Annotated in this window: 12 protein-coding genes; 9 read left to right on the top strand and 3 right to left on the bottom strand. The window is 45.9% G+C overall.

Features of this window, described 5'->3' with window-relative positions; genetic code table 11:
- The first annotated feature begins 40 nt into the window (after positions 1-40).
- The 4 genes from V1498_RS19240 to V1498_RS19225 all read left to right on the top strand — a co-directional run bounded on the left by V1498_RS19240 (position 41) and on the right by V1498_RS19225 (position 4,674).
- Positions 41-1,141 (top strand): ArsR family transcriptional regulator, encoded by a 1,101-nt coding sequence (locus V1498_RS19240; RefSeq protein ID WP_409295509.1) that lies wholly within the window; start codon positions 41-43, stop codon positions 1,139-1,141.
- The gene (locus tag V1498_RS19235; RefSeq protein ID WP_409295507.1) at positions 1,138-1,845 is read left to right on the top strand and encodes a class I SAM-dependent methyltransferase; all 708 of its coding nucleotides are present in this window, start codon (positions 1,138-1,140) and stop codon (positions 1,843-1,845) included. The genes V1498_RS19240 and V1498_RS19235 overlap by 4 nt, the downstream gene beginning before the upstream one ends.
- A gap of 177 nt (positions 1,846-2,022) precedes the next feature.
- The gene (locus tag V1498_RS19230) at positions 2,023-3,003 is read left to right on the top strand and encodes a BMP family protein (RefSeq protein ID WP_409295505.1); all 981 of its coding nucleotides are present in this window, start codon (positions 2,023-2,025) and stop codon (positions 3,001-3,003) included.
- Positions 3,004-3,024: 21 nt separating this feature from the next.
- Positions 3,025-4,674: a methyl-accepting chemotaxis protein gene (locus V1498_RS19225; RefSeq protein WP_409295503.1), complete on the top strand. Its 1,650-nt coding sequence runs from the start codon at positions 3,025-3,027 to the stop codon at positions 4,672-4,674.
- A 148-nt stretch (positions 4,675-4,822) separates the two neighbouring features.
- On the opposite strand, the gene V1498_RS19220 is transcribed toward V1498_RS19225, so the two are convergent.
- Positions 4,823-5,551, bottom strand: coding sequence for an alpha/beta fold hydrolase (locus V1498_RS19220; protein WP_409295501.1), 729 nt, complete (start codon positions 5,549-5,551; stop codon positions 4,823-4,825).
- Positions 5,552-6,172: 621 nt separating this feature from the next.
- On the opposite strand from V1498_RS19220, the gene V1498_RS19215 reads away from it, so the two are divergent.
- Genes V1498_RS19215 through V1498_RS19200 form a run of 4 tightly spaced genes read left to right on the top strand, consistent with a single transcriptional unit; the run spans position 6,173 to position 8,415 of the window.
- Complete coding sequence (locus V1498_RS19215; RefSeq protein ID WP_409295499.1) at positions 6,173-6,811, top strand: NUDIX hydrolase; 639 nt, start codon at positions 6,173-6,175, stop codon at positions 6,809-6,811.
- 18 nt (positions 6,812-6,829) lie between these two features.
- Positions 6,830-7,186, top strand: coding sequence for a PadR family transcriptional regulator (locus tag V1498_RS19210; protein WP_409295497.1), 357 nt, complete (start codon positions 6,830-6,832; stop codon positions 7,184-7,186).
- Positions 7,167-7,805, top strand: a complete 639-nt coding sequence (locus V1498_RS19205; RefSeq protein WP_409295495.1) for an HAAS signaling domain-containing protein — start codon at positions 7,167-7,169, stop codon at positions 7,803-7,805. The genes V1498_RS19210 and V1498_RS19205 overlap by 20 nt, the downstream gene beginning before the upstream one ends.
- A 49-nt stretch (positions 7,806-7,854) precedes the next feature.
- Positions 7,855-8,415: a hypothetical protein gene (locus V1498_RS19200; protein WP_409295493.1), complete on the top strand. Its 561-nt coding sequence runs from the start codon at positions 7,855-7,857 to the stop codon at positions 8,413-8,415.
- Positions 8,416-8,570: 155 nt separating this feature from the next.
- Here V1498_RS19200 and V1498_RS19195 read toward each other — a convergent pair whose 3' ends face one another.
- Complete coding sequence (locus V1498_RS19195; protein WP_409295491.1) at positions 8,571-9,194, bottom strand: class I SAM-dependent methyltransferase; 624 nt, start codon at positions 9,192-9,194, stop codon at positions 8,571-8,573.
- A 61-nt stretch (positions 9,195-9,255) separates the two neighbouring features.
- The gene (locus tag V1498_RS19190; protein WP_409295489.1) at positions 9,256-9,819 is read right to left on the bottom strand and encodes a histidine phosphatase family protein; all 564 of its coding nucleotides are present in this window, start codon (positions 9,817-9,819) and stop codon (positions 9,256-9,258) included.
- A 153-nt stretch (positions 9,820-9,972) separates the two neighbouring features.
- On the opposite strand from V1498_RS19190, the gene V1498_RS19185 reads away from it, so the two are divergent.
- Positions 9,973-11,430: an alanine/glycine:cation symporter family protein gene (locus V1498_RS19185; RefSeq protein ID WP_409295487.1), complete on the top strand. Its 1,458-nt coding sequence runs from the start codon at positions 9,973-9,975 to the stop codon at positions 11,428-11,430.
- Positions 11,431-11,467 lie beyond the last annotated feature (37 nt).

Genomic DNA, 11,467 nt, shown 5'->3' with positions numbered 1-11,467 from the left:
TAATATGCATTATGATAATGCATAATAGAGGTGAGTTCATTTGGAAAGAGACTATGGCCGGGAACTGGATGAATTAAAAAAACAGATGAAACAAATTTTGAATTACATAAAACCTGACCTTCCGAAAGAGGATGATCTTAACGGGAGCAATTCTTTAGAGGAAGGCAGCCTCCTGAAGGTTTATTACTCGGGTGAAATGGAAACCGATCAGCAGAAATTTCATGGGCTTGCCCGGGAAAAAAGCCTGCAGTCTATATTGGCCGGTGAAAGTGAGGATATGGCAAGGATTCTTTCTTCGCTCGGGCATAAGCAGCGACTCGAGATCATCAAGGCTCTGCTGGTTCAGCCGAGGCATGGAAATGAGCTGGTGGAACTGCTCGGAATGGGAACGACGGGGCAGCTTTATCATCATTTAAAGCCGTTGATCGGTGCCGGCCTGGTTCTGCAGGAAGAGCGGGGCGGGTCATACAGTATCCCTAGGAAAAGGGCGCTGCCGCTGCTTCTGATTCTGTCTGGAGTGATGGAAATGTATGATACCAGCCGCTATATCAAGTTAGGGGATGTCCGGGAGCGGGCAGCCGATTATACAGGGAAAGACGGCGGCATTGGCCCTGGTGCTCTCATTCTTGCCGTTCTGCATAATTCTCTGGAGGAGCATAAAGCAGGCTTTTGCAGCAAAGTCCTGATTATCCTGCAGGCAGACGGAAGCGCTACGATTTCAGATGACGGCAGGGGCATTCCGGTTGAAATGTTATCTGTGGGTCCGCGTGCCGCATTGGAAGAGGTTCTGACGAATCCCAATCTTACATTCACAGATTATAAGGCGCCCGGGGCAGCCGTTGAAATGGAGATTGGCATCGTTAATGCTCTGTCTAAGAGCCTCACAGCCGTCATCAGCAGGGGAGGCTATCAATATCGGCAGGATTACCGGCATGGAATTCCGCAGTCCGCGCCTTCCATCATCGGCGAAACAAAATCCACAGGCACAAGCATTACCATTGTTCCGAACAGTGAGCTGCTAAAAGGGACAGTTGATGCAGAATTACTGCAAGAAGCAATCACTCACATTCATGAAGCACATCCTGATTTCAACATTACGCTGTTAGATCATAGAACCATGGAGTCGGGGAGGCCGTTATGATGCGGGAAGAAGTCATTCACTCCCAAGAGGATATCCTTAGCATGCTGGATACACTCTTAGAGGAAAAAAAGAGATTTAACTGGGACAGCTTTTATGAAGATAGAGAAAGAAAAGTCCCTTTTTTTGAAAATCTGCCGGATGAAAATCTTGCAGACTATCTCCAAAGGGGCTGGATTAAGCAGGGGAAGGCACTTGACCTGGGCTGCGGGCCGGGGAGGAATGCCCTGTTTCTTGCTAAAAACGGCTTTCGTGTGGATGCGGTAGATTCCTCCGCGGAAGCGGTCCGCTGGGGGCAGGAGAGGACTGCCGGTTATCCTGTCCGCTTTATAAAAGAAAATATTTTTAATCTGGATATCGAGGAGGACTCCTATGATGTAGTCTATGACTCCGGCTGCCTTCACCACATTGCACCGCACCGCAGGCTGAGCTATCTGGAAATCCTGGGACATGCTCTAAAACCGGGCGGGATATTTGCATTAACATGCTTTGCTGAAAACGGCGGTCTAGGCGGTGCTGATATATCGGATTGGGATGTGTATCGGGATATGAGTCTGAGGGGCGGACTTGGCTTTTCTGAGGAGAAGCTGAAAAGAATATTCAGCGGATTTGAAGTTCTCGAAATCAGGAGGATGGAGGACTTCCCGGCCGACAGTGGATTGTTCGGCTATTCTGATTTGTGGGCCGGCATTTTTAAGAAAAGATAATTTGGTTTTAAGGAATAGAGGTGATGTTCCCCCTATTCTTTTTTTATTGCAGCCGGAATCCTGCCGTTCCCCGTGCGGGTTAAAAAAGTTAATATTCTTAATATTCCCCACGCTATTAAACATTCTGGCCAATTAGCCGTTATAAAGGATATTACACTTCAAAGAGGAATGGTCAAAATGAAAAAAAGTATTTTACTAGCAATCATAGGAATCTTGCTGCTGGCCTGCGCAGGCTGTGAAGCAGAAACACAGTCCGGCAGGGCGGATGAGCCGGTCAGGATAGGGATTATGCTGTCAGATGCGGGCCTTGGGGATCAGTCATTTTCTGATTTAGGGTTTACAGGTCTGGAAAAGGCGAGGGACGAGCTTGGCATTTCATTCGATTATAAAGAGGTCAAGGATACGAAGACATATGAGCAGGGACTTACCGAGCTTGTAAAAGATGGAAATGAACTGGTGATCGGCCTGGGCTTTTCTATGCAGGAAGCAGTGGAAAAAACGGCCAGGAAATTTCCTAAGCAGACATTTTTAATCATTGATTCGGTGTCTGAGCTTCCTAATGTTCATTCCGTGACATTTAAGGAAGAAGAAGGCTCTTATTTAATCGGAGTTCTTGCGGGGATGAAGACAAAGAGCGATGTGGTCGGCTTTGTCGGCGGAATGGATGTCCCGCTGATCAAAAAATTCGAAAAAGGCTTTGCTGAGGGAGTTAAAGCTGTGAATCCGAAGGCTAAAGTCCTTCCCGAATATGCAGGGACATTTGATGATGTTGAAAAAGGTTCTGCAATAGCGGGCAGCATGATCAAGAAAAAAGCGGATTATATTTATCCGGCAGCCGGTTTCACGGGTGTAGGGGTGTTAAAGCAGGCTGAAAAATCAGGTGTGTATTCTTTTGGAGTCGATACGGACCAATTCTTTCAGGCAGAAAAGGCAGTCGTCTCTTCCATGCTGAAGAAAGTAGATGTAGCCATTTATGAGCGGGTGAAGGAATTCTCGAAAACAGGGAAGCTCCAAGGACAAAAGACTCAGCTTGGCATAAAAGAAGGCGGAGTCGATATTGCCCCGATAAGGATCGTCAAACTTACCCCAGCGGAAACTGAGAAATTAGAAGACTTGAAAAAGAAGGTAGCCAACCAGGAGATACAAATCATTCAATAGGCTGGAGGTCAGGAGAACAGCATGAAGCTTAAACAAAAGATATTATTATTAACACTCATTCCGGTGCTATTGTCGGCAGTCATCATCGGCGTGAATATTGCCGGCATGAAGTCGATCAATTCTTCAACAGAAAATACGGTAAAGACATTGCTGCATGCAGAGGAATTGAACAGCTCGGCGAAGAGCCTGGCCAAGTCACTGGGTGCTTACTCGATTGTCCCCTCCGGAAGCAATGCCAATGATATAACACTGGATTTAAAGGATGTGGAGTTAGAGGCGGCTGAGCTCAGGAAAAAATTTGATTCTGGCAGAAAAAAGGAAGCTATACAAAAAATCAGCAGGAAGTTCAATGAGCTGACGGTTGCCGCATCAAAGCTGGTTGATGAACAAAACCAGGCTGAAGCGAAGCGCCAGTCTTTCCGGACAAGAGGGATGGCCAATGATGTGATTGAATTAAAAAAGATGCTCAATGCTGATTATATGAATCTCCAGGAGGCCATTAAAGACCGAATTCAGCTGATGGTTACATTCTCCCTTGGTGCGGTCATCATCCTGATTATCGGAAGCATCATAGCCGCGTTCGTATATACCGAAAGAATTGTCAGGCCGGTTAGACAGCTTACCCGTCATGCCGAAGAAATTGCAGAGGGGAACCTGAATCTTGAGTCGATAAAGGTTAAGACAAAAGATGAGATTTCGTCCATGAATCATGCTTTTCAGAAGATGACAGACAATCTCCGTTCCCTGATCAAGCATGTGGGAGAGAGCTCAGGCCAGGTTGCGGCGGCCTCTGAAGAATTGATGGCGAGTGCCGATGAAACGATGAAGGGCACTGAACAGATTACAGTGGCCATGCAGCAGGTGTCGGCAGGTGCCGAGCAGCAGACTGCCAAATCAAATCAATCGGTCATGGCCGTGAAGGCGGGGACTGAAGGTGCAGCCAGAATCGCAGAAAATGCGGCTTCTGTATTTGCACTCACTGCGGCAGCTAATGAGCAGACGAAGCGGGGCTCGCATTTTGTTGAGGAAACGCTGAATCAGATGAATCATATTTCCGGTTCTGTCGAAAATGCAGGCGAAGCACTGGAAAAGCTCAATAAGCGCTCCATGCAGATCGGGGAAATCCTTACGTTAATTACCGGGATCGCTGATCAGACGAATCTGCTTGCCCTGAATGCAGCCATTGAGGCGGCAAGGGCAGGAGAGGCCGGCAAAGGGTTCTCGGTCGTCGCTTCTGAGGTCAGGAAGCTCGCCGAGCAGACGAGGGATTCGATATCACATATCTCGGAGCTTACTTCTGAAATGCAGAAAGATGCCAAAACCAGCGTGGATGCCATTCACTCGGTTAAGGAGAAGGTGCTGGCCGGACTTGAGATTGCCAACGACACGGAAGAAGCTTTTGCTTCCATTCTTTCCTCTGTCGACGATGTGACCAGCCGGATCAGCGGGATCACAGAGGCTTCGGCAAGGATCAAGGAAGATGTTTCGCATGTTGCCGACGATGTGGCTGAAATGTCAGAGGTAGCTGCAAGCACCTCCTATCATGCAGTCGAAGTAGCTTCAGCATCAGAAGAACAGCTGGCTTCCATGGAAGAAGTGAATGCGGCAGCCGCCTCACTTGCCCGTCTTGCTGAAGAACTCCAGGATACCATTTCGGCATTCCGGCTCTAAAATTAATGTCGCCATGCCGCAGTGATTTTCCCTTTTATAGGTGAATAAAAGTGTTTTTCGTTAAGAGGCTGGCAGGAGCCCAGTATAGGAATCAGGAAAGAAAGATGCTTGGAGATTATGGCTCCAAGCATTTTTTAATACTTTCCAACTATTCAATAAGCGCAATCAGCTTTCTAATCGAATGAACCAATACTTCTGGTTCATCATTTTGAATGTAATGAGCACTGTTTTCGGCAATCACCAATTCACCATTAGAGGATATTTCAAGAATCTCTCTCTGCATTTGATTCCATAATGCTTGTGACTCTGCTGTGTAATAAGCTTTTTTACCGGCTGAAAGAACCACTAATGGAATTTTTAATTTACGTTTAGTTTCTTTTAACTGATCAAGACTTTCCATAAATTCATCATAATTTCCTTCGTAAATAAATTGGTTATTGTATGCTTGCTGGAAATCTTGCGGCATGGTTGGAAGAAATCTTTCTCTATAGTCTTCAGGAGTAGAGTCAACCAGGACTAGCCCGCAAACGTCATGTTCATATTCACTTGCAAATATCCGCATATTAACCCCGCCAAATGAATGACCTACCAATAAGTACGGAGGTTTAATCTTGGCTTTAACAAGTAATTCTTTCAAATCTTTAACCATTTCACGGCTTGTTCTGGGAGAAGAGCTTCGTTCACTTTTTCCAAGCCCTGCTCTATCATAAATGAAAACAGAAGATAGTTTTGAAATCTCTCCAATTACTGCATTCCAGGCCTTGGAAAAATCCCCATACCCGGCGTCCATGATAACCGTTGTTTTGCCGTTATTTTCTCCCATTAATTTGGCATATAATTTGCAGCCTCTTGTTTTCACGAACAAATCTTTACTCATTAGACCAATCCTCCCTTATGCCAGCTGCCAATAAAGAAACTTATTTTTTAAAGGGCTCTAAACGTGCCTATTAATCTCCATTAAGCAATTCTGTCAATTTTAACATATGTATGATTGCCTTCAGCATTTATAGTTTAATTGGATTATATTGTATGAAAATTCAAAATAAAAGGGGGCGTATGAAACTATTAAAGGTGTTGTTTTACTATCTGCCTGGGGTGCTGGGAATCATGATGATCAGCGTGGTCCCGCAGGTTATCCAGCAGAGGGGAGTTTATAATTGAATTGCGCTTAAAGACCGTAAAAGCGGATACCGCATAAAGGAAGACCAGCAGGCCGGGCCATTTTAGGTTCCGGCCTTTTATCTGAACAATTCCCGGCTAAGGCTTCACCCCAGCCAATTATTCGTGTAAGCCAGGATTCCGAGGACTGCTCCTATCCCTGCACCGATCATTCCTTTTAAGGGAGCGCGGCTGTCTGATTTTTTCATACCGGACAGCTCCTTTCAGTTTTCTTTACAAAAATTAATTAAGAAAAATTTGTAAATCTTAACTTAAATTGGTATATTATAACTACCTAAAAGAACTATGTATGTAAATTCCTGACAGAAGGGAAATTAAAATGGAAACTGAATTGCTACGGACTTTTGATAATAAAGGGCGTCCATTGGGCACCGCGGACCGCAGTGAGGTTCATAAAGCAGGTCTCTGGCACGAGGCGTTCCACTGCTGGCTGGTTTCGTATGAGAAAGACCGGCACTATATTTTTCTGCAAAAGCGGAGTGAACGGAAAAAGGACTATCCGGGTCTGTATGATATTACGGCCGCCGGCCATCTGCTGGCCCACGAAACGATTGAAGACGGAGTCAGGGAAGTGCGCGAGGAGCTGGGGATCAAGACGGAGCTCGCGGATCTTGTGCCCATGGGCTTCATAAAATATGAAGTGATTAAGGAAGAACGGGGCTTCATTGACAGAGAAATAGCTTATCAATATTTATATGAAGGCGATTTCCCATATGCATGCTTCAAGCTGCAAAGGGAAGAAGTCTCAGGCATGGTGAAGGCTGAATGGAATTCATTCTATGAATTTTGTACTGGGATGCAGGACAGCTTTTATGCTGAAGGTTTTGAGGAGGATGAGGAAGGAACACGCCGGGAGGTTTCAAAGAACCTGGGCAGGGCAGAACTGGTTTCCCATGATCCTTCGTTCTACCAAGTGGTGGCCGGGCTGATCCGCAATCATTTAAAAACCCGCAGCTAATAAACAGGAGGAAAGAGTATGTTTGCATTTAACCGTGAGCTGGTGAAGGGAAGTACCTCCCTGATTATTCTCCAGCTGCTGGGTGAAAGGGATATGTATGGCTATCAGCTTGTGAAGGAGCTCGAAAAAAGGAGTAATCTCCATCTCAGCGTGAAGGAAGGAACACTGTATCCGGCTCTGCATAAGCTTGAAAAGCAGCAGTATATCCAATTTTACTGGGAAAAACAGGAGAAAGGGCCAGACCGGAAGTATTACCGGATTACGGAAGCTGGTCGGGAAATGCTGGCAGAAAAGCAGAGGGAATGGAAGCAATTTGTGAAAGTCATGAATCTTGTGATAGGAAAGACGGAGCAGCATGGTCCAAACGAAAGCTGATTACCTTAAAGAACTGGAACAAAGATTAAACGGCAGCTGCAACCGGGACCAGATTGTAAACGAATATGAAACACATATCCTGGAGCTGGAAGAGGAAAGCGGCATAACGGATGAAGCTGAGCTGATGAAATTGGCTGCTGCATGTCTTGGAACACCCGAGGAAGCCGCTGAAGCCTGGAATCGTGCAGAGATGCCGTCCCCAGTAAGGACGCTGCGCCTGTTTTTTATCATCAATCTTTCATTCTTTGCAGCCGGGACAGGTTTGACTGCCTTTCAACATCTTAGCGGCCATTTATGGGCAGAACAGATGTGGCATTCATTGACGGGGATGCCCCTCATCATTCTCATCATGTACTCCCTGTTCTGGGCGCTGATCGGCTATGAAGCCGGCCGGGAGTTTGGCCATGGCGGCAGGGTATGGGCACTACGCATATTTGCCGCAGCCATTTTACCGAATGTCCTCTTGATGGGCCTGGTCCTGTTAGAGCTGGTTCCTGGTGAATGGTTCAACCCTTTGCTGAGTCTTTCATTCATTCTCATTTGCATCCTTGCTACAATCCTGTTGTTTCCGCTCATTTGCTGGATGGGCTTCCGGATCGGAAAAAGATCCTCCATCTAGCTTTTTTTGAATATATACATAGAAAATCTTTGTAATAGGAGGCCGTACTATGCCTTTAATTAAACAGGCCTTTTTGTGGGGCGCAGCCCAGGCGGGAGCATTAATGCTGACCGCCATGGCTTTTCTTTTCAGTTTTTCATTTCTAACCGTCATCCTGGTGATGCTGCCGGATAAATGGTCAGGAATGCTGGGTGATTATATCATTTTCCAGGGTGTCATTCTTTTAACCATCCTTGCTTATGCATACATCTGGTATGCTTTATTCCTGCTTAGCAGGAAAGATGGCCGGATTCCTTTGCATACCGCGCTTTTTGCGGTAATCCCGAATGCTTTTTTGGCATGGATCATGCACCCTTGGACCCTGCAGGCGATGCCTGAGGATAGCTGTTCATTCATACCTGTACGTCTTGTGTATTTCTGTCTTCTTCTCTCGGTCGTCCTGCTGCCGGGTTATGCCTTCTTACTGAATACCTATTATAACGGTGTCCCGGAGGAAATGAAGAAAAAAAGGCTGATCCTGATCTGGCTTGTGCTGGCGGGAGCTGTCCTGGCTGCTCTCTTGGTGATGGGGATGTTTATGGAGGAAGTTTGGGCCTATCTGCTCGCATAAGCATGGCAGGCTATTTTGAGAAATGGATATGGGTGTTAGGTAAAAACAGCCGATTTTGATCCACCGGTCTATCAGGCAGATGAAAAAACTCGGAGTTACCGGCTCTGAGTTTTTTTAAATCTGTTTTTTCTATGCAAACTGTCTTTAGAGTAATATCACCTGTTCTTCAGAAGGATTATTTTTCTATACATCCCATTGAACAGGATAGGAACATCTTCTGTAATGGATAGTTTCTCTTTATGATTTTCATACAGCTTTTCAAAATCCCTTCCAATGTCAGTGCCCAATATCTGAATAAGCGGTCTAAGGAACTTTTTAACCAACGGCAGTTTCTTTCCTTTTGGGGTGAACTTATCAAATATGAGTATTTTGCCATCCGGCTTCAGCACTCTCACCATTTCCTTCAAACATTTATCTTCATCAGGAACAACGGACAAAACAAGACTGGCCACCACTAAGTCAAATTGGGCCTCTTGAAAATCCATGTTTTGTGCATCCATATTCAAAAACTTGATTGAGGAATTTTTAAATTTTACTCTTGCCTTGTTTAACATCGCATCCGAGTAATCAATAGCTGTAATATCTAACATATGAGCGTTAATCAATTCTAAATCCGCTCCAGTACCAACGCCGACAAAAAGGATACGCTGCTGTTCATCCTTAAAAATTCCTTCGCTGAATATCTGTTTTCGAGCTTTAAGAAATAAGCCTGAATTGAAAAACCTGTCGTAAATGCCAGACCCCAGTTTATATATAAATTTGTTCCAGCTGTTATTCATCACTCACCTCTTAGTAATCATTTTGACTTTTAAACATGAATCCTGCGGATCTTTTTCTTCTTCAATCCGGCTGCACCCATAGCCTTTCTGTGCCTGCAAGTTGCCCGCCGCTGAAGCTCACTTTATATATATCAGGCATATCAAGCTTCTTCCAAAAGGCAAAATCAAATTGAGTATCAAAGTAATTCATGATCAGCACCATGATATTGCCGTGGGTGCCGAGGACAATATTTTGGCCGGGATAGGTTTCCAGAATATCCTTGACCGCTCTCGCTCCTCTAGCCTGGGCCTCCATGTTGGATTCACCGCCTTCAAGAGCGATAGAGGGACTGCTCCACACCTTCTCGATGGATGCTGCGAAATCATCGACCGGCACTGTAGATAACAGCCGCTCCCTCAGATCTTCCCGCAGTTCAATGTCTAACTCGTATTCATCTGCCACCCCCTGAACCGTCTGAATGGCTCTTTGGTATGGACTTGAGATTACACGGGTGATATTCCTTTGGGATAATAGCGCACAAGCTCTTGCTGCATCCCGCCTTCCTTTTTCTGACAGAGGGCGGTTTAGCTCATCAGGCGTATAGATTGAATGGGCATGCCTTACAAAATAGATTTCGGTAGTCATCTTAACGTACTCCCTTCTACATTCCACATTAATGCAAATTCTAGTATCTTCCAATTGATTTCGACAACTTTGTTAAATTTTTTGCCTATATCCAAAGAATAAAATATAATTATAAAATATCGAATATTCTGATACACAGAAGGAGGATTTTATTTGAAGGAATTCGTGGATAGTTTGAATGCAGTGCTATGGAGTGACCCGGTCATCTATATCCTGCTGGGAGTTGGGCTATTATTTTCTATTTTAACCCGTTTTCTGCAATTGCGTCATATCAAGGAAATGGTCAGGCTGATGTTCCAGGGCAAGAGCTCTGAAGCGGGGGTTTCCTCATTCCAGGCATTATCCATCGCACTCTCCGGACGTGTGGGAACCGGGAATATTGCCGGTGTTGCCACCGCCATCTTCTACGGGGGGCCAGGAGCCATTTTCTGGATGTGGGCCATCGCCTTCATAGGGGCTTCCAGTGCCTATGTAGAGTCTACACTTGCTCAGATTTATAAGGTTAAGAAAGATGGACAGTACCGGGGCGGTCCGGCGTACTACATAGAAAAGGGAATCGGCTGGAAATGGTTTGCGGTGCTGTTTGCCATTGCGGCATTGATTGCCATGGCCGTCCTCATGCCCGGGGTGCAGGCGAATTCAATTGCTCTTGGAATGGAAAATGCTTTTGGATTGAATAAATGGATAACAGGAGCTGTCATTACCCTGTTCCTTGGCTTCATTATCTTCGGAGGAGTAAAAAGGATAGCCAACGCAGCGCAGGTTATCGTACCGTTTATGGCACTCGGCTATATCCTGCTGTCACTGGTCATCGTCGCTATGAATATTACAGAACTTCCCGATGTTTTTGCGCTGATCTTCCGCAGTGCCTTTTCACTTGATGCCACGTTTGGAGGTCTCATCGGAATGGCCATTTCCTGGGGAGTTAAGCGGGGCGTTTATTCCAACGAGGCAGGACAGGGAACAGGCGCGCACCCGGCAGCAGCTGCCGAGGTATCACATCCGGCCAAGCAGGGGCTTGTCCAGGCGTTCTCTGTTTATATTGATACACTGTTCGTATGTACGGCCACAGCTTTCATGATCCTTTTCACCGGCATGTATAATACAGAAGGTCCTGGCAAGACCATGATTGTTGAAAACCTGAAAGGAATTGAGGCAGGGCCGGGATTCACCCAGGCTGCAATCGATTCGGTCATTCCTGGTTTCGGTGCCGGTTTTGTGGCCATAGCCTTATTCTTCTTTGCGTTCACAACGATCATGGCTTACTACTACATCGCTGAAACCAATATCACGTACCTGGCAAATGGAAGCAGCAGGAGAGTCTGGGTGCTCTTCTCGAAGCTCGTGATCATGGCTACCACTTTCTACGGCGCCTCAAATGAAGCGGCACTTGCCTGGGCGCTTGGGGATGTGGGGCTTGGCATCATGGTTTGGTTGAATATCATTGCGATCCTGATCCTTGCTAAACCGGCGCTTGCTGCCCTGAAGGATTATGAGAGGCAGAAGAAACTCGGCATCGATCCGGTGTTTGATCCGATTCCGCTTGGAATCAAGGGAGCCGATTACTGGGAAAAAGAGTATCCGAAAAAGAATAAGGAAAATGCATCATAAGCAGGTAAACCGGGAAGATTCTTTCCCGGTTTTTCTG

Origin of the sequence: Paraperibacillus marinus (assembly GCF_046237605.1) — a bacterium.
In the GTDB taxonomy this organism is placed as follows: Bacteria; Bacillota; Bacilli; order Bacillales; family DSM-1321; genus Paraperibacillus; species Paraperibacillus marinus.
Note: the sequence above shows the minus strand (reverse complement) of the source record. Positions and strands in the feature narration are given on the sequence as shown.